This window comes from Aeromicrobium sp. YIM 150415 (assembly GCF_016918125.1).
Classification (GTDB): Bacteria; Actinomycetota; Actinomycetes; order Propionibacteriales; family Nocardioidaceae; genus Aeromicrobium; species Aeromicrobium piscarium.
In genome coordinates, this window is record NZ_JAERWM010000018.1 from 31365 (window position 1) to 57300 (window position 25936).

Annotated in this window: 22 protein-coding genes and 1 tRNA gene; 8 read left to right on the forward strand and 15 right to left on the reverse strand. The window is 68.3% G+C overall.

Annotated features, from left to right (window positions below; translation table 11 throughout):
* Positions 1-10: 10 nt before the first annotated feature.
* Entirely contained in the window at positions 11-307 is a 297-nt protein-coding gene (locus tag JL108_RS11940; protein ID WP_205198494.1) for a WhiB family transcriptional regulator, read from the reverse strand.
* A gap of 224 nt (positions 308-531) precedes the next feature.
* Here JL108_RS11940 and JL108_RS11945 point away from each other — a divergent pair, with 224 nt between their 5' ends.
* On the forward strand, positions 532-2679 hold the full coding sequence (locus JL108_RS11945; RefSeq protein ID WP_205198495.1) for a transglycosylase domain-containing protein: 2148 nt from the start codon (positions 532-534) through the stop codon (positions 2677-2679).
* A gap of 260 nt (positions 2680-2939) precedes the next feature.
* Here JL108_RS11945 and JL108_RS11950 read toward each other — a convergent pair whose 3' ends face one another.
* The 3 genes from JL108_RS11950 to JL108_RS11960 form a co-directional block, all read right to left on the reverse strand.
* The gene (locus JL108_RS11950; protein WP_143912704.1) at positions 2940-3401 is read right to left on the reverse strand and encodes a GatB/YqeY domain-containing protein; all 462 of its coding nucleotides are present in this window, start codon (positions 3399-3401) and stop codon (positions 2940-2942) included.
* Between the two features lie 64 nt (positions 3402-3465).
* The gene (locus JL108_RS11955; RefSeq protein WP_205198496.1) at positions 3466-4185 is read right to left on the reverse strand and encodes an ABC transporter permease; all 720 of its coding nucleotides are present in this window, start codon (positions 4183-4185) and stop codon (positions 3466-3468) included.
* Positions 4182-5156 carry an ABC transporter ATP-binding protein gene (locus JL108_RS11960; RefSeq protein WP_205198497.1) on the reverse strand — a complete coding sequence of 325 codons (975 nt, stop codon included), beginning with the start codon at positions 5154-5156 and terminating at the stop codon, positions 4182-4184. The genes JL108_RS11955 and JL108_RS11960 overlap by 4 nt, the downstream gene beginning before the upstream one ends.
* Positions 5157-5255: 99 nt before the next feature.
* On the opposite strand from JL108_RS11960, the gene JL108_RS11965 reads away from it, so the two are divergent.
* From JL108_RS11965 to JL108_RS11990, 6 genes are all read left to right on the forward strand, one after another.
* On the forward strand, positions 5256-6440 hold the full coding sequence (locus JL108_RS11965) for a sensor histidine kinase (protein WP_205198498.1): 1185 nt from the start codon (positions 5256-5258) through the stop codon (positions 6438-6440).
* The gene (locus JL108_RS11970; protein WP_143912708.1) at positions 6437-7039 is read left to right on the forward strand and encodes a DNA-binding response regulator; all 603 of its coding nucleotides are present in this window, start codon (positions 6437-6439) and stop codon (positions 7037-7039) included. Before JL108_RS11965 ends, JL108_RS11970 begins: the two co-directional genes overlap by 4 nt.
* A 181-nt stretch (positions 7040-7220) precedes the next feature.
* A complete protein-coding gene (locus JL108_RS11975; RefSeq protein WP_205198499.1) occupies positions 7221-8129 on the forward strand; it encodes a metallophosphoesterase in 909 nt (302 codons plus the stop codon).
* Positions 8130-8161: 32 nt separating this feature from the next.
* Positions 8162-8235 (forward strand) — tRNA-Pro (locus JL108_RS11980).
* Positions 8236-8445: 210 nt separating this feature from the next.
* Positions 8446-9108: a hypothetical protein gene (locus tag JL108_RS11985; RefSeq protein ID WP_205198500.1), complete on the forward strand. Its 663-nt coding sequence runs from the start codon at positions 8446-8448 to the stop codon at positions 9106-9108.
* The gene (locus JL108_RS11990) at positions 9105-11051 is read left to right on the forward strand and encodes an acetoacetate--CoA ligase (RefSeq protein WP_205198501.1); all 1947 of its coding nucleotides are present in this window, start codon (positions 9105-9107) and stop codon (positions 11049-11051) included. The genes JL108_RS11985 and JL108_RS11990 overlap by 4 nt, the downstream gene beginning before the upstream one ends.
* A gap of 86 nt (positions 11052-11137) precedes the next feature.
* Here the strand turns inward: JL108_RS11990 and JL108_RS11995 are convergent, their stop codons facing one another.
* From JL108_RS11995 to recR, 3 genes are all read right to left on the reverse strand, one after another.
* Positions 11138-12175, reverse strand: a complete 1038-nt coding sequence (locus JL108_RS11995; protein WP_143912711.1) for an aspartate-semialdehyde dehydrogenase — start codon at positions 12173-12175, stop codon at positions 11138-11140.
* Complete coding sequence (locus JL108_RS12000) at positions 12172-13467, reverse strand: aspartate kinase (protein ID WP_185973026.1); 1296 nt, start codon at positions 13465-13467, stop codon at positions 12172-12174. Before JL108_RS12000 ends, JL108_RS11995 begins: the two co-directional genes overlap by 4 nt.
* Positions 13468-13688: 221 nt before the next feature.
* Positions 13689-14288 carry a recombination mediator RecR gene (gene recR, locus JL108_RS12005; RefSeq protein WP_143912712.1) on the reverse strand — a complete coding sequence of 200 codons (600 nt, stop codon included), beginning with the start codon at positions 14286-14288 and terminating at the stop codon, positions 13689-13691.
* A 94-nt stretch (positions 14289-14382) separates the two neighbouring features.
* Here recR and adhP point away from each other — a divergent pair, with 94 nt between their 5' ends.
* Positions 14383-15414 carry an alcohol dehydrogenase AdhP gene (gene adhP / locus JL108_RS12010; protein WP_240190991.1) on the forward strand — a complete coding sequence of 344 codons (1032 nt, stop codon included), beginning with the start codon at positions 14383-14385 and terminating at the stop codon, positions 15412-15414.
* Positions 15415-15418: 4 nt separating this feature from the next.
* Here the strand turns inward: adhP and cofC are convergent, their stop codons facing one another.
* The 8 genes from cofC to JL108_RS12050 form a co-directional block, all read right to left on the reverse strand.
* Complete coding sequence (gene cofC / locus JL108_RS12015; protein WP_205198502.1) at positions 15419-15985, reverse strand: 2-phospho-L-lactate guanylyltransferase; 567 nt, start codon at positions 15983-15985, stop codon at positions 15419-15421.
* Positions 15986-16148: 163 nt separating this feature from the next.
* Entirely contained in the window at positions 16149-18683 is a 2535-nt protein-coding gene (locus JL108_RS12020; RefSeq protein WP_205198503.1) for a bifunctional FO biosynthesis protein CofGH, read from the reverse strand.
* Between the two features lie 27 nt (positions 18684-18710).
* Positions 18711-19370 (reverse strand): NADPH-dependent F420 reductase, encoded by a 660-nt coding sequence (gene npdG, locus JL108_RS12025; protein WP_205198504.1) that lies wholly within the window; start codon positions 19368-19370, stop codon positions 18711-18713.
* A gap of 36 nt (positions 19371-19406) precedes the next feature.
* Positions 19407-22811, reverse strand: a complete 3405-nt coding sequence (locus JL108_RS20495; protein WP_205198505.1) for a molybdopterin cofactor-binding domain-containing protein — start codon at positions 22809-22811, stop codon at positions 19407-19409.
* Positions 22808-23308 carry a (2Fe-2S)-binding protein gene (locus JL108_RS12035; RefSeq protein WP_205198506.1) on the reverse strand — a complete coding sequence of 167 codons (501 nt, stop codon included), beginning with the start codon at positions 23306-23308 and terminating at the stop codon, positions 22808-22810. Before JL108_RS12035 ends, JL108_RS20495 begins: the two co-directional genes overlap by 4 nt.
* Entirely contained in the window at positions 23305-24057 is a 753-nt protein-coding gene (locus tag JL108_RS12040) for an ABC transporter permease (protein WP_205198507.1), read from the reverse strand. Before JL108_RS12040 ends, JL108_RS12035 begins: the two co-directional genes overlap by 4 nt.
* Positions 24054-24896, reverse strand: a complete 843-nt coding sequence (locus tag JL108_RS12045; RefSeq protein ID WP_143912720.1) for an ABC transporter permease — start codon at positions 24894-24896, stop codon at positions 24054-24056. Before JL108_RS12045 ends, JL108_RS12040 begins: the two co-directional genes overlap by 4 nt.
* Before the next feature lie 28 nt (positions 24897-24924).
* Positions 24925-25905, reverse strand: coding sequence for an ABC transporter substrate-binding protein (locus JL108_RS12050; protein ID WP_205198508.1), 981 nt, complete (start codon positions 25903-25905; stop codon positions 24925-24927).
* Positions 25906-25936: the final 31 nt, after the last annotated feature.

Below are 25936 nucleotides of genomic sequence, written 5' to 3' on the forward strand. Positions count from 1 at the left end.
GGCGGATCGGTCAGCGGGCCGCTTGCCGGCTCGCGCCGCGCTCGCGCTCCGCAGCGGCGGGCTTCAGCACCTCGTGCCATCGGGTCACGTGGGGCTTGCGGCGCAGGAGGGCGCGGCGCTCCCGTTCGGTCATGCCGCCCCAGACGCCCCACTCGATCCGGTGATCGAGCGCCTCGGCAAGGCACTCGGCGGTGACCTCGCAGGTATTGCACAACTGCTTGGCGCGGTTCTGCTCCGCACCCTGGACGAAGAGATCGTCCGGACGACCGAGGCACGCGGCCTCCTGGGCCCACTGGGCATTCCACATGGTCGAACCCTTCCCGAGAGATCGGTCACCAGCGACCGAAGTGATTCGTCCGGATCAGCCTAAGGGGAGAACGCTGTCCAGTTGAGATGCGGGGGGATGGTTCGTCATAGTCCGAATGGGCCATCTTCGATGTTCCATCGACGGCGATCCGCTGCGCACACGGGAAGACGACCTGCCCGCCGCGGTGCCGCCGAGACATTGGCGACGTCGCTTATCCTCGATGCATGGCATGGCGAGATATCGAGTCGACGATGAAGAAGGCCGCGCAGACGCAGCCCAAGGCCGGCTCCACCTCGTCCGCGCTGTTCTCCATCGCGCGACTCTCCGCCCTCGCCGGCCTGATCGTGGCAGCGGTGGCGGTCCCCGCGGCGACCGCCGCGACCATGACCACGCGCGAGGTCACCAAGGACGTCATGGAGCTCCCCCTCACCCTCGAGGACGTCCCCAATCCGCAGACCACCGAGCTGTTCGCGTCCAATGGCGACCGACTGGCGTACTTCTACGAGGAGAACCGTCAGGACATCCCCCTCGACGAGATCGCGCCGGTGATGCAGGACGCCATCATCTCGATCGAGGACTACCGGTTCTATGAGCACGGCGCCCTCGACCTCCAGGGCACCCTGCGCGCGCTCGTCAACAACGCGGGAGGAGGCGGGACTCAGGGCGGCTCGACGCTGACCCAGCAGCTCGTCAAGCTCACCACGCTCCAGCAGGCGACCACCGCCGAGCAGCGCGCGGCCGCGGTGGAGACGACGGCGGCCCGCAAGGTCCGCGAGCTCAAGCTCGCGATCAACTTCGAGGAGAAGTACACCAAGGACGAGATCCTCGAGCGCTATCTCAACATCGCCTACTTCGGCAGCGGCGCCTATGGCGTCAACGCGGCGGCACAGCGGTACTTCTCCGTCTCACCGGCCGAGCTCACGGCCGGACAGGCCGCGTTGATCGCCGGCCTGGTCCAGAACCCGGTCCAGTTCGACCCCCGGGTCTATCCCGAGCGGGCCCTCCAACGCCGCAACACCGTCTTGGCCGTCATGGCCCAGCGAGGCAAGATCAGCGCCGACGAGGCCACGCAGCTCAGCGAGGAGCCGCTCGGGCTCAATGAGACGGAGTTCGCCAACGGCTGCTACGGCTCGGTGGCGGCCTTCTCCTGCGATTACATCCAGCGGCTCCTGCTGGAGGAGCCCGCCCTCGGCGACACCCGCGACGAACGGCTGCGGCAGCTTCAGCGCGGTGGCCTCACGATCAAGTCCAATATCGACATCGGCATGCAGAACGCGGCCAACGCGGCCGCTTCCGATCACGTCGACCCCACCGATCAGGCGATCGGCGCGCTGGCGATGATCGAGCCGGGCACCGGCAAGGTCCGTGCCCTCGCCCAATCGCGGCCGATGGGCGACAATGCCGAGGCCGGCCAGTCCTATCTGAACTACACCGTCCCCAAGCAGTGGGGCGATGCCAACGGCTTCCAGGCCGGATCGACCTTCAAGATGTTCACCGTGGCAGCGGCCCTCCGCAAGGGCATCCCGGTCACCAAGAGCTACAACTCGCCGCAGAACATGACGATGCCGGCGGGCAGCTACTTCACCTGCGAGGGCAACGGCGTCGGCCCGTGGCCGCTGGCCAACTCGACCGGCGCGGGCACCTTCAACATGTACACCGGGACGCGGCAGTCGGTGAACACCTACTTCTCGCAGCTCGAGCGCGACGCCGGCCTGTGCGAGACGGTCTCCATGGCCGAGGCGATGGGCATCCAGGTGCCCGATCAGGACAAGGTCGGCCCGTTCACGCTCGGCGCCACCGATGTCAGCCCGCTCGACCTGGCCGCCGCCTACGCGGTGCCGGCCTCCGGCGGCATGTACTGCAAGCCGCAGCCGATCGACGAGATCCTCGACCGTCAGGGCAATGTCGTCAAGAAGTACGAGCCCGAGTGCGATCGCGTGCTGACCGATGAGGAGGCCGCGCAGATCAACGACATCCTGCGCGGCGTGCAGGAGCCGGGCGGCTTCGGTTATCAGACCGCCGGCCTGTCGATCCCCTCGGCGGCCAAGACCGGTACCACCAACGACACCATGAGCGTCACCTACGCCGGCTACACCCCCGAGCTCGCCACGGCGGCGATGATCGCCGGCGCCAACCAGCAGGGACAGCCGCACGATCTGCGCGGCGTCGTCATCAAGGGGCGCGTGCCGGGCGGCATCGCCTCGGGCTCCGGCCTCGCCGGACCGATGTGGGGCCAGGCGATGCGCGCGATCCAGGGGCAGCTCGCTCCGGTGGACTTCGCTCCGCCGCCGCGACGTCAGCCGGCCAACCGGCCTCCGCCGCGTCCGGCCGAGGAGGCCCCGCAGCCCGATGACGGCGGCGACGACGACTGACTCCGCTCCGGCGGTGGCTCACCACTCACCGTCGGGCGCCCCCGCCAGCGGGCGGTGAGCTGTCACCCACTCCGACCGATCTGGTGGGTGATAGCTCACCGATAACGCACGTGACCCGATCGCGGTACGCCATCGCCCACCAGATGGCCCCGTCGACCCGTCCCGCTCTCGCAGCGGTGGAGAGGCGACCATCCCCGCAAGGCGACGGACGCTGCCGCACCGCTCACCAGCGTGAACGGACGCCTCGCCACCGCCCGGCGTCAGCTGGTCAGCTGGCGGCGCACCTCGGCGGCGACCTGCGCACCATCGGCGCGGCCCTTGGTCTGCGGTGTCACGACGCCCATGACCTTGCCCATCGCCTTCATGCCCTCACCCGCGGCACCGGTCTGCTCGACCGCCGCGGCGACCAGGTCGCGAATCTCGTCCTCACTCAGCTGAGCGGGCAGGAAGTCCGCGATCACGGCGGCCTCGTCGCGCTCCTTCTGCGCCAGCTCGGGCCGGTTGCCGTCATCGAAGGCCTCGGCCGCCTCCCGGCGCTTCTTGCTCTCGGTCGCCAGCACGGCGATGACATCCTCGTCGCTCAGCTCCCGCGCCTCGGACCCGGCGACCTCGGCATTGGTGATGGCCGTGAGCACCATGCGGATGGTGGAGGAACGCAGGGAATCGCGAGCCTTCATGGCCGTGGTGAGTTCCGCGCGGAGGCGGTCCTTGAGAGCTGACATGACTCCAGTATGACGGCACGGCCCCGTCCCTCCCGGGGACGGAGCCGTGCTGCCCGGGCCGGGGTCAGGCGCGCGGTTCCCAGCGGAAGAACCGGCGGGCCAGCTCGATGCCGATGACGGTCCAGATCACGAGTCCGGCTGCCGCGGTCAGGGCCGACCCCGGGGTCGGCACGTCGAATGCCATGCGCGCGAAGGTGACGATCGCGCCACCGGGCGTGAGATCCATCAGCTGGCTGTCCGCGAACGGGGTCGCGAAGACCGAGCCGATGACGAAGAGGAAGTACGGGACCGTCGTCATCTGCGCGGCCGAGGCATTCGGGGTCACCGATGCGGTACCGAGGCCCATCGCGAGACAGGAGATGATCGATCCGAGGGCCGCGCTCACGATCCACCAGGGCTCCGAGGGAACCTCGAAGCCGATGATCGCCAGCACCACCACGACCACGATCATCTGTGCCACGCAGAGCAGCGCCGTCGGCAGTGTGATCCCGGCGAAGATCGCCACATCGCTACTCTCCCCGGAGCGCAGCCGCTTGAGGTAGAGGTCCTGTCGCCGCGAGACGGCGGTCAGCGTGACGGTCATGTACACCGTCATGCTGGAGAAGATCGCCACCATGATCGAGGTCAGACCCGCGGCCGCCATCGGCCCCTCGGCGTCCTGAATGAGATAGAGCGCGGTCAGCGCTAACGGAAAGAGCGTGGCGCTGAACAGCACCGTCTTGTTGCGGGCGATCAGCTTCCCCTCGGTACGGGCGATCACCGTGGTCTGCTGTGCGGTACTCATGCCGTCACCTCCTGCTTCTGTTCGCCGGCCGCGATCTGCGCGAACACATCGCTCAGCGAGGCCTGGCTGACCGTGATGTTGTCGAGGCGGTGGCCATGGGACTCGGCCCACCCGAGGAGACGCACGAGCGCCTGTTGCGCATCGACGACATCGAGCACGAGCCCGTCGCGCCCCACCGTCTCCAGATGCCGCGGTCCGATGACGGTGCGCAGTGCGCGGTCGATGTCGGCACTGGAGACGCCCTCGGGCCGCCGGAAGGAGATCCGCGTCGGCCGGTCGTCGACCAGTTCGGCGAGGGTGCCCTCGACGGCGATCCGGCCGGCGTGCATGATCGCGATGCGATCGGCGAGGCGTTCGGCCTCCTCGAGGTAGTGGGTCGTCAGGACGATCGTCGTGCCCGACCCGCGCAGCGTCTCGATGAGGTCCCAGGTGCGACGACGCGACTCCGGGTCGAGGCCGGTCGTCGGCTCGTCGAGGAAGACCAGATCGGGCCGGGTGACGGTCGCCAGCACCAGATCGAGGCGGCGCTTCTGTCCGCCGGAGAGCTGCACCACGCGAGTGTCGGCCCGGTCGGCCAGGTCGAGACGATCCATCGCCTCGGCCACGGTGTCGGCGCGCCGGTGCTTCTCCCCCAGCGGCGAGGAGGACAGCGCGAGCCACATGTCGATGGTCTCGACGACGGTCAGTTCCCCGGCGAAACCGCTCTCCTGGAGCATGATCCCCAGGCGCGGGCGCACACGGGGACGCTCGGTGTAGGGATCGTGACCGAGGACGCTCAGCGAGCCGCCGCTGGCGCGTCGGTGACCCTCTAAGGTCTCCATCGTGGTGGTCTTGCCGGCGCCGTTGGTGCCGAGCAGGGCGAACATCTCGCCGGTGCGGATCTCCAGGTCGATCCCCCGCACGGCCTCGAAGTCGCCGTACGCGCAGCGCAGGTCGTGTGCCTGGATCGCGAGGTCGGTTGTCGTGGTCATGTCTCCAGCCTCACCGCTCAGAGCACCCGGCCGTAGTGTGCGGCCGTCACCGTTTCCGATGACATATGTCATCGCCGATCTGCACTACGGTTGAGGGCGATGACCGAGCCGCTGCCCGTCTCCGACGATCTCGACCGCCCGCCCCGCCGCGACAGCTTCCAGCAGACGTGGCGGTACAACTACTGGTCGTTGTGGATCTACCTCGGGTTCGGCTCCTTCGGGGCGCTCGCCAATGCGCTCAGTCTCGCGCCCTTCGGCACGACGCGACGCGTCCTGGTCGTCGCGCTGATGGCGGCGATCATCGGCTGGGCAGGATGGTGGGTGCGCTCCCTGATCGTCGGTCGCGGACGGCAGGTGATCCCGCGGATCGCCTTCCTCGGCGCTGCGGTGCTGGCGATCGTCTTCGTCGTCGTCAGCAGCTGGGACCCGTCATCGCCGATCGGCTACCTGCTGGTCCCCTGGGCCGCCGCCACTGTGCTGGGCCTCGACTTCGACCGCGCGCGATATGTGCTGTGGCTGATCGTCTGGGCGGTGGCACTCGCAGCGCTGCGATGCGGCGTGTTCGTGGTCAGCGGCGGCGACCTCGGCGACTATCTGCCGGATGACTTCGCCGCCTGGTATCTGCTCGGATTCTTCTGCCTCTTCCTCCCGTCCGCGGCGTGGATCCAGATGTGGGTCTGGGAGCTGACGATCGACGTTCGCGATGCCGGCAACACCCGCGCCGAGCTCGCGCGGGTGCGCGAGCGGCTGCGCTTCGCGGCGGACCTCCACGACATCCAGGGCCATCACCTGCAGGTCCTCGCGCTCAAGACCGAGCTGGCCGAGCGCCTCATCGACCGCGACCCCGAGGAGGCCCGCCGCACCATCCACGAGGCGCAGCAGATCGCCCGCACCGCGCTGGAGGAGACCCGCACCCTCGCCCAGGGGTACCGGCAGGTCTCGTTGCGCGACGAGATCGTGAACGCGGCCTCGGTGCTGGAGGCCGCCGGTGCTGTCGTCGACGTGGACATTCCCGATGGCCTCGACGATCCGTTGCTCGCCACGGCCTTGCGCGAGGCGACCACCAATATCCTGCGACACAGCAACGCCGTCCGGGTCAGCATCACCGGCTCGGTCGATCCGCCGACGCTGCGGGTGGTCAACGACGGCGTCACGGGCACGTCCGCCAACCCCGGCTCAGGCCTCGCCTCCCTCGCCGAACGTTTCGCCGCCGCCGGGGGCGATCTGCGCACCGCGCACACCGAGGACCGGTTCGAGCTCGTCGCGATCGGCAGTGACACGTGATCCGACTGGTGGTCGCCGATGACGAGGAGATGATCCGCACCGCCATCGTCTCTCTGCTGGCGATGGAGGACGATCTCGACATCGTCGCGCAGAGCGACAATGGCGCCGACGCGGTCGCGCTCGCCCGCACACATGGACCCGACGTGGTGCTGCTCGACCTGGAGATGCCTCCGACGGACGGGATCGAGGCCGCTCGTCAGATCCTCGGCTCAGTGGACACGCACATCGTGTTGATGACGCGTCACGCTCGCCCCGGCGTGCTGCGACGGGCGATGGCGGCCGGCATCACCGGCTTCGTACCGAAGTCGACACCGGTCGAGCGACTGGCCGTCGTCGTACGCGATATCGCGGCGGGCCGACGCTACGTCGATCCCGACCTCGCCGCGCAGGCCCTCAACAGCGAGGCGTGTCCGCTGACCGATCGCGAGCTGGACGCCCTGCGGCTCACCCGCACCCACCTGCCGGTCCAGCAGATCGCCGCGACACTGCATCTGGCGGAGGGCACCGTGCGCAACTACCTGTCATCGGCGATGACCAAGACCGGCACGGACTCCCGTCACGCCGCCGCCGACATCGCCTGGCAGCACGGGTGGATCTGAGCGGCCAACTCTGGCGGTACGTCATCAACCTCACCTCCCGTGTGGCGGTAGCTGATCAACCTCATCCCCCCGGATAACGTTGCTGACTTACCGCCGCGAGATCGGAAGGGTTGAAGGTCTACCGCCACCGGGTGAGACGATGAGGCCAGCCGGACCTCCAGCCGATCAGTAGGCTGAACGGGTGCCGACCGCCCGCTCTCTCGCCCTCGCCGCGCCCTTCGTCGCCGGTGCCGCGACGCTCGCCTACGGCGCGTTGTACGAGGTCCGGGCGTTCACGCTGCGACGATTCACCGTCCCGGTCCTCGAACCGGGCTCCCGTCCCTTGCGCGTCCTGCACCTGTCCGATGCGCACATGCTCCCCGGCCAGCATCGCAAGGCGGAGTGGCTGCGCGGGCTCGCCGCGCTCGAGCCTGACCTCGTCGTCAACACCGGCGACAACATCGCCCATCTCGACGCCGCGCCGGCCGTCCTCGACGCCTACGGCGATCTGCTCGACCTACCCGGCGTGTTCGTCTTCGGCTCGAACGACTACTTCTCCCCCCGGCGGAAGAGCCCCCTCGCCTATCTGCGGGGAGGGAGCGGAACCCAGGCCGGGGGTGACTGGGAGCGTCCCCGGGACATGCCCTTCGAGGAGCTCCGTTCTGCCTTCACGAACCGCGGCTGGCTCGACCTGTCGAATCGCCACGACGATCTCACCGTCGACGGCCGGCGACTCGCCTTCGTCGGGGTCGACGATCCGCACCTGGAGTACGACGAGCTCGACGATCTGCCCGCCGACCCCTCCGCCGATCTGGCCATCGGCGTCGCCCATGCGCCGTACCTGCGTGTCCTGGACCGCTGGAACCGCTCGGGCTACCCGCTGATCCTCGCCGGCCATACCCACGGCGGCCAGCTGTGCTTGCCGGGCTGGGGGGCGCTGGTCACCAACTGCGATCTCGACACCCGCCGCGCCAAAGGTCTCCACCAGCACCGGACACCCGGTCACGACGCCTCGTGGATGCACGTCTCCGCAGGCCTCGGCACCTCGCCCTACGCCCCGATCCGCGTCGCGTGCCGACCCGAGGCAACGCTCTTGACCCTCACTGGGTAGACTCGATGAGGTTCGAGCAATCGAATCGGCCACGGGGTGTGGCGCAGCTTGGTAGCGCGCGTCGTTCGGGACGACGAGGCCGCAGGTTCAAATCCTGTCACCCCGACGCTTTGTCTCAGGACATAGAAGCCTCCGAACCCTCAGGGTTCGGAGGCTTCGTCGTTCTCCGGGCGCGGACGAGCGGGACGACGACACCTCCGGTGAGCGACGCACCCCTCACGCCGTCTGAGACGTGCGTACATCACCGCCACTCCCTGCGCTCCCCACGCGGATTCCTCGGACCCCCGCGACTCGTGCGATATGCCACACTGCTGATATGGCCGAGAAGGACGACGCCCCTCGCGTGAAGAAGGTCGTCGTCCGTCGTGTCACCCGCGAGCAGCCCAGCCCGGAGAAGCCGGCACCGGAACGGACCCGCACCCTCACACGACCTCGTGTTCCACGCCGCGAGCGCGAGGAACGACCACCGCGGCCGCCACGCGTCCCCTTGCGTCAACGCGCTGCCGCCGTCACCCGCCGGAGCGCTGCGGGCGCCAGACTCGGACTCGATCTGCTGATCGGCGAGGTTCGTGCGCTGCGCTGGCCGGCCTGGCCGCCGAGCGTCACTGCCGCGGTCGTCGGTGCCGCGGCCGGGCTCCTCCTGGCAGCGCTCGGCGCGGTCACCACCTGGGGCGTCTCCGGTGTCCGCGCCGTCGCGGGAGGAGCAGGAGGAGCCGGACTCCTTCTCATCGTCCTTCTGCTCCTCCTCGTCGTGACCGCCAGCGCCGTCTTCCTGCGCTGGATCGGGTTCCGGCGACCGTGGACCGTGCCCGCCCTCGGCATGATCGCCCTCCTGACACTGGTGCTCGCCTTCTTCCTCGGGCCGGCCGGGTCCGCCTGGGCCCTCCTACTCCTCCCCCTCCTCGGTGCCGGATGCTTCGCCGCCGCCGACCGAGTCCTGTCCATGGCCGCCGACGCCCCTGGAGATGATGACGAGTGACCGCACCCGTGCTCTGGCAGCCGCCATTGGATGGATCGAGCCGGCTGGAGCGCTTCCAGCGTTGGCTGCGGGAGACCGGCATCGTCGACACCGGCGACTACGAGGCGCTGTGGCACTGGTCCACCACCGATCTCGACGGCTTCTGGTCGGCGGTGTGGCGCTACCTGGAGATCCCCGCCGATGGCGACCCCGCCGTGGCCCTCGCCGATGACTCGATGCCCGGCGCCCGCTGGTTCCCGGATATCACCGTGAACTACGCCGAGGCGATGCTGCGCCTGCCCGGACGCGCCGACGACGACGTGGTGGTGCTGGCCCGTTCGCAGTCGCGCGGGGACGTGGCGCTCACCGCCGCCGAGCTCCGCGATCAGGTGGCCCGGGCACGGGCCGGACTCCTTCGTGCGGGTGTGCGGCGTGGTGATCGGGTGGCAGCGTACGCCCCCAATATCCCCGAGACCCTCGTGCTGATGCTCGCCGCGGCGAGCATCGGGGCGATCTTCTCCTCCTGTGCCCCGGAGTTCGGCACCCAGAGCGTCATCGACCGCTGGCGGCAGACCGAACCGGTGCTGCTGCTCACCGTGGACGGCTATCGGTACGGCGCCAAGGCCATCGATCGCCGCGCCGAGGTCGAGACCATCCGCGAGGCATTGCCGAGCATCCGCACGACCGTCTGGTTGCCCTATCTCGATGCCGCGGCCACACCCCCGGATCAGTCCATCAGCTGGGCCGAGTTCACGTCGGAGACCGGACCGTTGGAGTTCGAGCGGCTGTCCTTCGACGCACCGTTGTACGTCCTGTTCTCCTCGGGCACCACCGGCCTGCCGAAGCCCATCGTGCACGGCCATGGCGGCATCACGGTCGAGCACCTGAAGGCGCTGGCACTGCAGAACGATCTCGGCCCGGAGGACCGCTTCTTCTGGTTCTCCACGACCGGGTGGATGATGTGGAATCTCCTCGTCTCGGGGCTGGGTGCCGGTGCCACGATCGTGATGTTCGACGGCAACCCGGGCGCTCCCGATCTCGGGGAGCTCTGGCGCATGGCCGATGATCTCGACGTCACCTATTTCGGCACCAGCGCGCCCTATCTCCTCGAATGCCGCAAGCAGGGGCTCCACCCGGCGCGCGACCACGATCTGTCGGCGCTACGGACGATCGGGTCGACCGGTGCGCCGCTGCCGGCCGAGGGATTCTGGTGGGCGCACGAGGAGTTCGGGTCCGAGGTCCAGGTGTGCTCGTTGTCGGGCGGCACGGACACGTGCGCGGCCTTCGTCGGCTCCGCACCCACCGTGCCGGTCTACGCGGGCGAGATCTCCTGTCGCTGCCTCGGGGCGGCGGTCGAGGCCTACAACGAGGACGGCCGGCCGGTGATCGGACAGCTCGGCGAACTCGTCATCACCCGACCGATGCCGTCCTTCCCGATCGGCTTCTGGGGCGATGACGACGGATCGCGCTACCGCGCCGCCTATTTCGAGGACATCCCGGGCGTGTGGCGTCACGGCGACTGGATCTCGATCACCGACTACGGCAGCAGTGTCATCACCGGCCGCAGCGATGCGACGCTGAACCGGGGTGGCGTGCGCCTGGGAACCTCGGAGTTCTACGTCGTCGTCGAGTCGCTGCCGGAGATCGCCGACAGTCTCGTGGTGCATCTGGAGGACGCCGAGGGCGGCGCCGGGCGGCTGCTGCTCTTCGTGACACTCAGCGAGGGGGCCGTGCTCGACGAGGAGCTCCGCCGGCGCATCGGATCGGAGCTACGCAGCCGGCTCTCACCGCGCCACGTTCCCGATGAGATCCACCAGGTCCGGGGCGCCCCACGCACCCTGTCGGGCAAGAAGCTCGAGGTGCCGGTCAAGAAGATCCTGCGCGGCACACCGGTCGACGACGCCGCGGCCAAGGGCGCTCTCCAGAACCCCGAGGTCCTCGACGACTACACCGCCTTCACCTGATCCGCTCCCGTGCGACTTTCGCCGGGTTTCGGCCCTCCGTCAGCCGAAAAAAGGGCCACAACCCGGCAAAAGCTGGACCCGGAGGGTCAGACGAGGAGTTCGGCGATCTGGATGGTGTTGAGGGCGGCGCCCTTGCGGAGATTGTCGCCAGCTACGAAGAGCACGAGACCGCGCTGTCCGGGGACCGACTGATCCTGACGGATGCGGCCGACGAGGCTCTCATCGCGGCCGGCGGCCTCCAACGGGGTCGGCACGTCGGTGAGCGTGACACCGGGGGCCGCGGCCAGGATCTCCTCGGCCCGCTCCGGCGAGATGTCCCGAGAGAACTCCGCATTGATCGACAGCGAGTGACCGGTGAAGACCGGCACGCGCACGCACGTACCTGCCACCAGGAGCTCGGGGATGCCGAGGATCTTGCGGCTCTCGTTGCGGAGCTTCTGCTCCTCGTCGGTCTCGTTCGAGCCGTCGTCGACGACCGAACCGGCCATCGGCAACACGTTGAACGCGATCGGCGCGACGTACTTGACCGGATCGGGGAAGGCGACGGCACGGCCGTCGTGGGTCAGCGCATCGGCCTTCTCGACCACCGCGAGCGCCTGACCATGCAGCTCCTCGACGCCGGCCAGACCCGATCCCGACACCGCCTGGTAGCTGCTGACGACCAGTCGCTCGAGACCCGCCTCCTCGTGCAGCGGCCTGAGCACGGGCATCGCGGCCATCGTGGTGCAGTTGGGGTTGGCGATGATGCCGCGCCCGCCGGGACCGTCGGCGGACGGGATGTCGCCGGGGTTGACCTCGCTGACGACCAGCGGGATCGACGGATCCTTGCGCCAGGCGGAGCTATTGTCGATGACCGTGACACCCGCCTCCGCGAAGCGCGGGGCCTGCACCTTGCTCATCGTGGCACCGGCGGAGAACAGCGCGATGTCGAGCCCGGACGGATCGGCGGTAGCCGCATCCTCGACGACGATCTCACCGCCCTTCCACGGCAGCGTGGTTCCGGCCGATCGACTGGACGCGAAGAAGCGCACCTCGTCGGCCGGGAAATCGCGATCCTCCAGCAGCTGGCGCATGACGGCGCCGACCTGCCCGGTCGCGCCGACGACTCCGATCGAGAGGCTCATCGTCCGCTCCCTCCGTACACCACGGCCTCGACCTCGCCGGTCCCGAGGCCGAAGGCCTCGTGGGCGGCGCGTACGGCCGTGTCGACATGGGTCTCGGATACCGTCACCGAGATCCGGATCTCCGAGGTGGAGATCATGGCGATGTTGACACCGGCTGCCGCCAGCGCCTCGAAGAAGGTGGCGGTGATGCCCGGCTGCGAGCGCATGCCGGCACCGATGATCGACACCTTGCCGACGCTGTCGTCGTAGAGCAGCCGCTCGAAGCCGACCTGGTCCTTCAGCCGCGCGAGCGCGGTCATCGCCGTCTGCCCGTCGGCCCGCGGCAGCGTGAAGGAGATATCGGTGAGCGCGGTGGCCGAGGCCGACACGTTCTGCACGATCATGTCGATATTGATCTCGGCATCGCCGAGGGCACGCAGGATCGCAGCGGCCTCGCCCGGTCGGTCCGGGACGCCGACCACGGTGATCTTGGCCTCGCTGCGATCGTGCGCGACGCCGGAGATGATGGCCTGCTCCATATCGGAGTCACCTTCCTGCTCGAGGTGCCGCGCGACCTGATCGGCGGCGACGACCCACGTGCCGGTCTTCTCCGAGAAGGAGGAGCGCACGTGGATGGGCATGTCATTGCGGCGGGCGTACTCGACGCACCGCAGGTGGAGGATCTTGGCCCCGTTGGCGGCCATCTCGAGCGTCTCCTCGTAGGAGATCGCCCGGATGCGCCGGGCCTTCGGCTCGATCCGCGGATCGGCGGTGAAGATGCCGTCGACATCGGTGTAGATCTCGCAGACATCGGCCTTCAGCGCCGCGGCGAGCGCCACCGCCGTGGTGTCGGAGCCTCCGCGGCCGAGCGTGGTGATGTCCTTGGTGGTCTGCGAGACGCCCTGGAAGCCGGCCACGATGACCACGGCGCCCTCGTCCAGCGCATTCTGCAGACGCCCGGGGGTGACGTCGATGATCTTGGCGCGGCCGTGGGAGTCGTCGGTGATGACGCCGGCCTGCGAGCCGGTGAACGAGCGCGCCTCCTGGCCGAGGTTGCCGATCGCCATCGCGAGGAGCGCCATCGAGATGCGCTCGCCGGCCGTGAGCAGCATGTCGAGCTCACGAGCGGGAGGGATCGGGGAGACCTCGTTGGCGAGGTCGATCAGCTCGTCGGTGGAGTCGCCCATGGCCGAGACCACGACGACGACATCGTGGCCGGCCTTCTTGGCCGCCACGATTCTCCCGGCGACTCGCTTGATGCTCGTGGCGTCGGCCACGGACGAGCCGCCGTACTTCTGCACGACAATGCCCACGGAGGTTCCTTCGGATCGTTGAGGAAACTGAACGCCACGCTGCGCCGCCCCTAGTCTACGCACCCGAGCGACGGGCATGATATCCGTCCCACCTCGTGCGCGCGACGGGCGGCGCTGGACGGAGGATGTGACTCCGCGGCTGCCCTGGCGACCATCGAGTCACATCGTTCGTCCGAGAGGCGACGGAGAGCCCCTGAACGTCTCACCCGGCGAGAAGAGGTTCAGCTTCCGACGGAGGTGCGGTGCTCGAAGGCGCGGCCGAGGGTCACCTCGTCGGCATACTCGAGATCGCCGCCGACCGGCAGACCGCTCGCGAGCTTGGTGACGCGCAGTCCCAGCGGCATGAGCATGCGCATGAGATAGGTGGCTGTCGCCTCGCCCTCGAGATTGGGATCGGTGGCGATGATGACCTCGGTGACGGTCCCGTCCTGCAGCCGCCCCAGCAGTTCCTTGATGCGCAGCTGATCGGGGCCGATCCCGGCGAGAGGGCTGATCGCACCGCCGAGCACGTGGTAGCGGCCGCGGAACTCGCGGGTGCGCTCGATCGCGATGACGTCCTTGCTCTCCTCGACCACGCACAGGATCGCGGGGTCGCGGCGCGGATCGGCGCAGATCCGGCACTCGGTCTCGACCGTCACGTTGAAACAGATCGCGCAGAAGTGCACGCGCGTCTTGGCGTCCACGAGCGTGGCCGCGAGCCGCTTGACATCCTCGGGATCGGCGTCGAGCAGATGGAAGGCGATGCGCTGAGCGCTCTTGGGACCGATGCCCGGCAACTGGCCGAGCTCTTCGATGAGGTCCTGGATCACGCTCTCGTACACTCCGCCAGCCTAGTCGGCCGGGCCTTCGACAACAGGAGCCACGCGGCTGACCCCCCTCAGGTCGTACCGTCGGAGTATCACCGAAGGAGTCATCATGAGCATCCCCCTCCGCATGCGCGCAGCCGTCAGCAGCGAGGCCGGGGAGCCGCTGACGATCGACGAGATCGACGTCCCCACCCCAGGCCCTCACGAGGCCCTCGTCCGCGTGCTCACGACCGGTGTGTGCCACACCGACCTCCATGCCGTCGAGGGAGACTGGCCCGTCCCTCCCAAACGACCGCTGGTGCCCGGCCACGAGGGCTTCGGCGAGGTGGTGGCTGTCGGAGACGAGGTCACCGACCTCGCGGTAGGCGACCGCGTCGGCAACGCCTGGCTGTGGTCGGCCTGCGGTCGATGCGAGTACTGCCGCAAAGGCTGGGAGACGCTCTGCGAGCAGCAGGAGAACGGCGGCTACTCCGTCGACGGGTCGTTCGCGGAGTACATGCTGGTCGACGAGCGGTACGCGGCGCGCATCCCCGACGGCGTCGACCCGGTCGAGGTCGCCCCGATCCTCTGCGCGGGAGTGACGGTCTACAAGGCGCTGAAGGAGACCGAGGTGATGCCGGGCGAATGGGTCGTGATCTCCGGCATCGGCGGTCTCGGCCATGTCGCCGTGCAGTACGCCATCGCGATGGGCATGCGGGTGGTCGCGGTCGACATCGACGACGAGAAGCTCGAGCTCGCACGGCGCCACGGAGCCGAGTGCGTGGTCAACGCCCGCGAAGCCGACCCGGGCCAGGCGGTGCAGGACGAGATCGGTGGGGCTCACGGCGTGCTCGTCACCGCGGTCCACCCCTCCGCCTTCGGTCAGGCGGCGGCCATGTCGCGGCGCGGCGGCACGATCGTCTTCGTCGGCCTGCCACCCGGCGACTTCCCGGCGGACATCTTCGACACCGTGCTCCGCGGGCTCACGATCCGCGGCTCGATCGTCGGCACGCGACAGGACATGGTCGAGGCGCTGGAGTTCTTCGCCGCCGGCAAGATCCGCCCCACCGTGCACACGCGGCGACTCGATGACATCAACGAGATCTTCGAGGAGATGAAGGCCGGGCAGATCGAGGGCAGGGTCGTCCTGGAACTCGCCTGAGTCGTCACGAGGCGATCAGACGGTCGATCTCCCGGGCCGGCCCCTGACGGGCGATGCGCTCCAGGTCCGCGAGGGTGTCGACATCGTCGCGCACACCCGGCCAGTCGCCGGCGATCTCGACGATGCCGAGATCGCGATGCGCGCGAGCCGATCCCGGGCCGTAGGAGGCGATCAGCTCGGCCGGCGATGACGAGGTAAGCAGGGTGGTGCCCTCGCCGCTGCGGTCGGGCATGAAGGCGCGAGGGTGGTCGCCCGCCATGTCCAGGGCCGCGCCCAGGGTGGTTGCGGTGAGAGCGGGAAGGTCAGCGGGGATCACCGCGATCGGGTGCTCCGCGCGATGCTCGGCCGCCCACGATCGGCCTTGGTCGACCGCTGCGGCCATGGTCCCCGGGTCGGCCAGTCCGATATCCGCGACCGGGTGAGCGATACCCACGACGACGATGGTCTCCACCGTCGGGATCCGCCTCAACTCGCCGAGGACATGATCGGCGAACACGCGTGCGGCGCGCTCGCGGTGTGTTGGTTCTAGGGCGAGGCGGGTTTTGGCCCGGTGGAAGGGTTTGATGGGCACGATGACTGTCCACCCCGGGCCCGTTGCGGCCCGGGTCATCGGACGGCCCCCGGGGGTAGCTGGTCAACGCTATCGGTGGCCGATGGGGTTGATGGTCTACCGCGGACGGGACGGAAGGGTTGATGGCCTACCGCCCACCGGTGGGGTGTCCTCGATGCTGGACTCATGCCGGGACTGGGGTGTAGAGGGTGGTGCGTTGGCGGGCGGGGCGGCCGGCGAGGGCCGCCATCTGCTCCAGCTCGGCGACGGACTTGCGTGAACCATTGGTCGAGCCGGCCATCCGGCTGATGGTCTCCTCCATCAACGTGCCGCCCAGATCATTCACACCACCATCGAGCACCTGCGCGCACAACGGTGGTCCGAGCTTGACCCAGGAACACTGGATATTGTCGATCAGCCCGTGCAGCAAGATCCGCGACAGAGCGTGCACCGCCCGGTTATCGCGCGCGGTCGGGCCGGGGCGGGCGACACCGGCCAGGTATATGGGGCTGGACTGGTGCACGAACGGCAGCGGCACGAACTCGGTGAACCCACCGGTGTCACGTTGCAGGTCCGCGATGAGTCGCAGGTGCGCGACCCAATGCTGCGGCTGATCGACGTGCCCATACATCATCGTCGCGGTGGTCGGCAGCCCCAGCCGGTGGGCGGTGGTGACGACCTCGATCCACTGCGCGGTGGGGAGCTTGCCCTTCGTGAGGATCCAGCGGACCTCGTCGTCGAGGATCTCCGCCGCCGTCCCCGGCAACGAATCGACCCCCGCCTCACGCATCGAGACCAGGAACTCCGAGATGGACAGGCCCGTGCGCGCGACACCGTTCATGATCTCCATCGGACTGAAGGCGTGCAAATGCAACGACGGCGCCGCCGCCTTGACCGCCCGGGCGATCTGCTCATAGGACGTGGCCGGCATCGCCGGATCGATCCCACCCTGCAGACACACCTCCGTCGCGCCCACCGAGACGGCCTCGACCGCCCGCGCGCCGATCTCGTCCAACGACAACGTGTACGCGTCGGCATCGGAAGCGCGCTGCGCGAAGGCGCAGAACCGGCAACCGGTGTAGCAGACATTGGTGAAGTTAATATTCCGGTTCACCACATAGGTCACGTCATCACCCACGGCCTCACGCCGCAGGTCGTCCGCCAGCGAGCACACCGCCTCCAACGCAGGCCCGTCGGCGGTCATCAACGCCAACGCCTGCTCGGCGCTGAGCCCGGCCGGGTCGGCCTCGGCCACGCGCAGCGCCGACGCGACCTCGACCGACCCCAGGTGCTCGCCCGCCAACGCCGGCGCCGATGGCGATGGCGATGGCGATGGGGACGATGTCGGGGTGGCCTGGACCTGCTCGCGCAGCGCGGACCAGTCGCCGTAGACCTCGTCGAAATCACCCCGCCGGTCCTCGGTCCGGCCGGTGGTGTCGATCGTGGCATGCAGATCGGTACGGCCGGAGTCCGCCCATCCGCCATCGGGCTCCTGCCACGGACGACCGGTCACCGGCGCGTCGGGATCGGCCAGGCCGTCCGGTCCAGCCAACGCGTCGACATGGGCCCGCAGCCGGGGATCGAGCCACGGCTCGCGGAGATAGCCCGGATGAGCCGTCAGCCGCTCACGCAGCGTGAACCCCTCGGACTCACACAGTGCGGCGAGCCGGTCGATCTGCGGCCAGGGGCGCTCGGGATTCACATGATCAGGGGTCAGCGGGCTGATCCCCCCGAAATCATCGACCCCCGCGTCCAGCAGCCCGCGGCACTCGTCCAGCTCGACGAGATTCGGCGGTGCCTGCAACCGCACCGACGGCCCCAGCACCACCCGACACGTCGCGATCGCCGCCAGATACTCCTCCACACCGAGGTCATCGACATGACGCATCGCGGTATCGGGTTTGGCGCGGAAGTTCTGGATGATGACCTCTTGGATCGCGCCGTGCTCCCGAGCGATCCGCCGCAACTCCAGGACGCTGTCGGCACGCTCGGTCTCATCCTCACCGATCCCGATCAACAACCCCGTCGTGAACGGCACCGCCAACCGGCCCGCGTCCTCCAACACCCGCAGGCGCACCGCCGGATCCTTATCCGGACTCTTGTAATGCGCCTGCCCCTTCTCCGTCAGCCGGGTGCTCGTCGTCTCCAACATCATGCCCATGGACGGTGCGACCGGCTTGAGACGAGTCAGCTCCGCCCAGCTCATCACCCCAGGATTCAGGTGCGGCAACAGCCCAGTCTCCTCCAACACCCGGATCGCCATCGCCCGCACATACTCCAACGTCGAGTCATACCCCGCCTCGGCGAGCCACCGCTGCGCCTCCGGCCAGCGGTCCTCGGGGCGGTCGCCCAGGGTGAACAGCGCCTCCTTGCACCCCAGCTCAGCACCCCGACGCGCGATCTCCACCACCTCATCAGGCGACAGGAACATCGACTCGCCCTTCGCGGCGAGCACGGCCGGCGACTCCACGAAGGTGCAGTAATGACAACGATCCCGGCAGAGCTTGGTCAACGGGATGAACACCTTACGCGAATACGTCACCACACCCGCACGACCGGCATCAGCCAGACCCGCATCACGCACCCGTCGCGCCGCGACCATCAACCGCGACAACTCCGCACCACGAGCCCCGAACAACGCCGCGACCTCATCGCGACTCAACGTCTTGGCCGCCTCCGCACGCGCCACCGCCCGCGTCATCTCCCGCTGCGTGGGCATCGCCGCCTCCTCCTCGAAATCGGGTGTCTAGACCTGGATGCCGGTGATGGCGATGCCCGAGCGGGTCTTGTAGCGCTTGTTCATCGAGATCAGCACCGCGGTCAACGGCTCCAACTGACGCGCCAACCGCAGAGCACCCGCATCGATCCCCGGCTTACCCGTCACCGCGGTCGCCAGACCCGCCACCAGCTCCTTGGCCTCCACGTCATCACCACACACCAGCACATCCTCATGGCTCAGCGCATCCGGCGTCTTCCAAAGTGAGAGCGCCGCGACATGATGGAACGCCCCCACCACCCGCGCCGAGGGCACCAGGCGCTGTGCCTCCTGCGCCGCCGACTCCTCCAACACCAGCCCATACGGACCGCCACCGTCGAAGCCGAGCGGATTGACGCAACTGATCACCACCTTGCCCGCCAACGCGTCCGCCAGACCCGCCACCAACTCACCATGGCCATCCCACGGCACCGCCAACAACACGATGTCAGCAGCAGCCGCCACTGCCGCGTTCTCGCCACCCGCGACCGTCACCCCGGCCCGCTCGGCGATCTCATCGGCCTTCTCCTTCGCCCGACCCGCATCACGCGACCCGACCACCACCTCATGACCCGCCAACGCGAACCGATACGCCAGCCCACGCCCCTGCGGACCCGTACCACCCACCACAGCAATGCGATATCTCGTCATGTACTCCCACTCACCTTTCACGTCGTCGCCGCGAGCTCAGCAGAGCGCGGCATCCTCAGAGCCTCGCCACCCGGGCGGCCAGCCTTGCTCGAGTGCCTGTTCGGCGAGCCCGGCGACCGCATCGAGTTTCCAGCCGTTGCGCGGAAGCGGGTGGGCGATCCGGTCCAGCTCCGCATCCAGCTCCGCTCGCAACCTCAACCTCGAGACGACCGTTCCCTCCAGTGCCCTCTCGGTCTCCCGCGCCCGCCACGGCGTGGGCGCGACAGCGCCCAGCACGATCCGCACATCACGGAGTCGACCCTCCTTTCCGAGGGCTGTGATCGTGGCCGAGGCCGTGGCGAAATCGCCGTGATAAAGCGAGAGCTTGGCGAACCCTCCCTGCCTGTCCAGATCCTCCGCGCCGATCACGATCTCGAGGATCACCTCGCCCGGCTCCAGGCTGAGCTCACCCGGTCCCGAGTAGAGTTCGCCGATCCGGAGGGTACGTCGGCCGCCGGCGCGTCCCACGACCACCTCGGCATCGACGGAGGCGAGCACAGTCCCCAGGTCGGACGGGGTGACCGCCTGACAGCGGTGACCGTCGATGACAGCGTGCTGGAATCTATGATCACCTTCCACAGCGTAACAGGGGCTCGTCGCCCCGTTGCGCTTGTAACAGGCGAAGCCATTGCGGAAGAACCAGCATCGCTTCTCCTGAGCCAGGTTCCCGCCCACCGTGGCGGTGTTCCTGATCTGCGGCGAGGCGATCGAGTCGATCGCCTCAGACACGAAGGGTAGTCGGTCTCGCAGGTGGTCGGCGAGCTCCGCCAGCGTGACCGCAGCGCCGATCCGCAACGCTCCGCGCTCGTCGACCGTGATCGCTCGGCGGGCCGGAATGCCGATGGTCGAGATCAGCACGGGGGCCGGGCGCTCCTCGCTGCGGCGCGCCACCAGCGCATCGGTCATGCCGCCCACCGGGCGAGCGTCCCGTCCCAGCTGCGAGGTCAACTCATCGTCCGTCCGGGCGCGGATGATCCGCGGCTCCTCCGCAGGAGTGGAACCTCGATGACCGACGCCGCGTCCAAGCTTGGTGCCGTAGCGATGCAGGATCGTGTGCAAGCCGAGCGGATAGAGGGCTCGAATGCCGGAGACCCACCATCGCGAAGGACGGCGCCAGAGTCGATGACGTCGCCGGCGACCCTCCTGCTGCGCGAGCGCGGTCAGGATCTTGTCGGGCGTGATCGGCAGATCGGTGATCCGCACGCCCACCGCGTCGTAGACGGCATTGGCGATCGCGGCACCGGGCGGGATGATGGACATCTCCCCGACGCTCTTCGCCCCATAGGGACCGGCAGGATCGCTGCCGTTGACGATGACCGGCCGTACCGACGGCAGATCGGCCGATCTCGGCAGCGCATAGTGCAGGTACGACGTGTTGACGATCCGACCGCCCTCGCGGATCAGTTCCTCGCCCAATGCAGCACCCAGGCCCATCACCGCGCCGCCGACGATCTGCCCCTCGGTCGCCGTCGGGTTGATCGCCGTGCCGACATCATGGGCCGCCACATAGTCGATCACCGACACCTTGCCGGTGCGCCGGTCGACGTCGACCACGGCACCGTGGGCGGCGAAGGCATAGGAGGGAGAGAGATTGAACCGGTCCTTACCCGGTGTGATCATCTCCGTGCCTTCCAGGAGATAGCTCGTCTCATGGCTGAGACAGCCATCCACTGCGTCATCGCTCAGCTCGACCAGATCGCCGAGATCCACGGCGTCGTTCTCGGACACCGCGCGCCCGTCGCGGAGCTCTACCGCATCGGTACCGAGCTTCTGCGCGGCCACTGCTCGCAGCATGTCCGCCATCTCGCGTGCCGCCTTGCCGACCGACGAACCCGTCATATGGGTCCCCCGGGACGACCACGCGCCCAACTCGAACGGTGTCCTCTCGCTGTCCATCGAGACCACCTCGACATCGGTCACCGCGATGCCGAGCTCGCTGGCGGCCACCTGAGCGAGGATCGTGTTCTGGCCGGTGCCCGCGTCCGCACTGCCATGGCGCACGCGCACCCGGCCGTCGCTGAACACGTCGATGGCCGCATCGCTGCGATTGGCCTGCTCATAGGCGAACGCCCCGCTGCCATGCATGCCGGCAGCCACACCGACTCCCCGGTCCGGTATCCGCTCGGCCTTCCGCTCGTCCCAGCGCAGTTCCGCGCGCACCGACTCCAGGCAGTCACCCAGTCGCGATGTCGTCACCTCGTATCCACACAAGGTCGGCGCGAACTCGGGCCCGGTATTGCGGAGCCGCAGGTCGAGCGGATCGACGCCGAGGCGCTCGGCCAGCTCGTCGACCTGGGACTCCACCGCCAAGGAGACCTGCGGCGTGCCGTAGCCGCGGAACTGACCCCCCGGCTGGGTCGCCGTGTCGACGAGCCGCGATGTCAAGGACACCCCGTCGGGACGGTACATGGACCCGAGCGTGATCAGGCCGACCCGCATCACCGAGGAGCCCATGTGATTGTAGGAGCCGTTGTCGACGAGCAGGTCTGCCTCGAACAGCCGGATGATCCCGTCACGATCAGCCGAGGTCGTCAGGGTCGTCTCGAAGCGATGCCGCGGCTTGTTCGCCCCGAACTCCTCGTCGCGGGTGAGCTCGACGAGCACCGGTCGGCCCGCCTTCCGCGAGAGGGCCGCCGCCAGCACCTCGTGCTCGGAGGCCTTGGACTTGGATCCGAAACCGCCGCCCACCGCCACCTCGCGGCAGATCACCTGTTCGTGGGCGATACCGAGCAGATGGGAGACCTCCTTGGCGATGAACCACGGTGCCTGCGTCGAGGTCCACAGTTCGACGCAGCCGCGCTCGGCATCCCAGCTCGCCAGCGTGGTGTTGGTCTCCATACACGCATGCGAGACGCTCGGGTACACATAGCGGCCGTGCACGCTGACGACACCGGCCCGACGTCCGGCCTCCACGTCGCCCCAGTCGATCGCCGACAACACGGAGACATTGGGTTCGCCGCTCGTACGCTCGTGCAATCGCCGTGCTCGCGCCCGCAGCGACTCCCCTGGGGTCAGCGGTGCTCGACGTACTCGGTAGCGGACGCGGATCGCGTTGATCGCCGCCGCGGCGATCGCCGCCGAATCGGCGGCGACGGCGGCGACCTCCTGTCCGACGTGGCGAACCACGCCATCGGCGAGCGGCGGTCGATCCGAGAGCGGATGACCGCGGTGGATGTACCGTGCACCCGGCTCGAAGTCGGCCATCGTGATGACCGCTCGCACGCCGGGCAGTCGTTCCGCCGCGCTCACATCGAGGTCGATGATCTCGGCATAGGGATGCGGTGATCGGAGGATCTTGCCGATGAGCGTTCCAGGGAGGTCGAGATCGGCCGTGTACCGCACGCCGCCCGCGGTGCGTGCCTCCCAGTCGATCGGGCGGACCCGTTCACCGATCCAGGTCACCGTGACTCCATCTCGTCTGCCTCACGTCGCCGCACCACCGCACAGACGGCGGCGGTGATCGCCTGATAGCCGGTGCACCGACAGATATTGCCGGACAGCTGGGCCCTGATGCTCTCGGCGAGGTCCTCATCGGACAACGCCTCGGACGATCGGGACAGGAGGGCGGCGATGTGGACCAGCTGGCCGGGCGTGCAGAAACCGCATTGGAAGGCACCGCGGTCCGCGAACTCCGCACGCACGTCGGCGATCTCCTCAGCGAGCCCCTCGAGGGTCGTCACGGGTTGGTCGACCAGCGCCACCGGCGTCACACAGGACATCACGGGGCGCTCGCCGACCAATACCGTGCAGGCACCGCATTCTCCTCGTCGGCAGGCGAGTTTCGTCGCCCGCAGACCCAGGACATCGCGCAGCACCTCCGCCAACGGCGTGGCGCCGCCGAGGTCCACCTCGACGTGATCGCCGTTGACCCGCAGGGAGCGGGTGCCGTCAGCTGTCACAGGTTCTTCGCCCAGTGCAGCTGGCGTGCCTCGATCCGGGTGTACACGGTGTTGATGACATTGCCCACGACACCCAGGATGATCAGCGCCGTGAACATGCCGGCGATATTGAAGACCGACTGCGCCTGCGTCAGATAGAAGCCGATCCCGTTCTGGCCGCCGATCAGCTCGGAGACGACCATCATGATCAGGGCGATGGGCAATCCGATCCGCAGTCCCGCAGAGATCATCGGGACGGCCGACGGCAGGATCACCCGCCGGATGATGGCGGGGCGGCTCAGTCCATAGGACCGGGCCACGTCGATCCGTTCCTGGCTGCAGCTGCGGACACCGGACACCGTGTTCACGAGCACCGGGAACAGCACGCCGAAGGCGATGATGGAGATGCGCATCCCGTCACCGAGACCGAAGAGCAGCACCGCCACCGGCATCACGGCGACCGCCGGCAGTGATCGCATGAACTCCAAGGTCGGACCCGTGTACTCGGCGACTCGACGTGAGGTGCCGATCGACAGCCCGATGACGATGCCGAGCAGCGCCCCCACCAGATAGCCGATGGCGAACCGCTGGAGGCTCGGCAGAAGATCGCTCACCGTGTGGTCGAACAACCAGTCCTGCGCGAAGACCGTCATCACCTTGCTCAACGGCGGTAGGTAGATCGACGAACTGGCCCGGCCACCGATCTCCCACAGCACCAGGATGAGCACCGGCAGCACCCAGGGCACGACTCTGTGCATCGTGGACCTCATCGGGATCCTCCGTTCGTCCTGATATCGCCGTTCCAGAAGACCAGCCGACGTTCGAGCCCGGCCATCGCAAGATTGATGACGTAGCCGATGATGCCGACCAGCAAGATGCCCGCGTACATGTCCTCGGTCCTGATCGCGACCTGCATGCGGATGATGTAGTAGCCGAGGCCACCACTGCGCGTGAGGATCTCGACCGTGATCACCAGGATGAGCGCGATCGCCGCGCTGATCCTGATGCCGGCGGCGATATTGACCGCCGCGCTCGGGATCTGCACCCGGAAGAACACCGCCAGCCGGCTCAGCCCGAAGATCCGGGCCGTGTCGACCGCGACATCGTTCACATCGCGGACCCCGTAGTAGGTGTTGAACAGGATCGGCCAGAAGGAGGCGTAGACGATCATCGCGACGGTCGTCGTGGGTCCGACGCCCAGCAGCAGGATCGAGAACGGGATCAGCGCGACCGAGGGCAGCGGTCGCAGGAACTCGATCACGATCCTGAAGGTGTTGTAGGCGGGCTGGAAGGCACCCAGCGCGGCGCCCAGGATCACTCCGAGGACGGTCGCGATGGCCAAGCCCTGGGCATAGGCCAGCAGTGTGCCGCCGATCCCCGACAACATCTCCCCGCGGCCGATCTCGGCCACGAAGGCCTCGGCGATCTGGCTCGGACGCGGGACGTAGATCGAGTTCACGACGGTCATCGTCAGCAGCTCGATGAGCGCCACGAGGGCGACCACGAACACCAGACCCCGCCAGTTGAAGCTCGCGGAGGAGAACCGCCGTCGCACCACCGCGGTGCCATCATCGGCCGTGTCGGCGACCGGCGCTGAAGTCACGGTCATGACCTCTCCTTTCGGACGGTGCGGAGCGTCACTTGGCGATGACGGAGGCGGCTTCCACCGGCTCGGGGATCACTCCGAAGCGCTCCATGATGTCGATCGTGGGCTGGACCATCTCCTCGGTGACCTCGTCACCGAACTGCAGCAGCTGCATGGTCGCCAGGGTCTCGTCGGTCAGCGACGTGTACTCCTGCAGGATGCTCTTGCGTTCTTCCTCATTGGCCGGATCGTTGGCCCAGGCATTGGCCGCCTTCAGCGCCGCCCGGAACTTCTCCACCGCCTCGGGATTGGCGTCGACGACCTCCTCGCTGCCGAACCAGATCGTGTTGTAGAAGTCCTCCCCGGCGTTCACCGCGTCATAGGGGGCCAGCAAGGTGCTGCCGAGTCCGTCGGCCTCGATCTGGTAGTTGAACGGCGCCGTCACGGTGGCCGCATCGACCTGACCGCTCTCGAAGGCCTGCCCCACCTGGGTGAAGTCCAAGGTGACGACATTGACCTTCGAGATGTCCGCACCCGCGTCCTCGAGCGTGGCGAGGGTGGAGAGGTGCGGCATGGTGTTGAGCGCGTTGACCGCCAAGGAGCGTCCCTCGAGCTGCTCGATCGAGGTGACATCGCTGTCCTCGGGGAGCATGACCCAGACCCCGGGGTTGTCCTGGGTGTAGATCGCCCCGCCGGCCACGATCTGGAAGTCGATACCGGCCACGGAGGCCGAGGTGACCGAGGTCGGCGAGGTCAACGCGAACTCCGCATCGCCGGACTCGACCGCGGCCGCGAGCTCGGGCACATTGGCCACGATCTTGACCTCCACATCGAGCCCCTCGTCCTCGAAGAAGCCCTGCTTGTCGGCGTAGAACGCCTGAGACCCCGAGTCCGAGCCGACCGTGGCGATGGTGATCTTGGTCGTGCCGTCCTCACTCTCCTCGATACCCCCGCCTCCCCCGGACCCGCCCCCGCAGGCCGCGAGAACCAGCAGCCCCGCGACACCCGCGACCGCCGTCGCACCACGCCTCATAGCAATGAACATGTCTGACCCAATCTTTCGA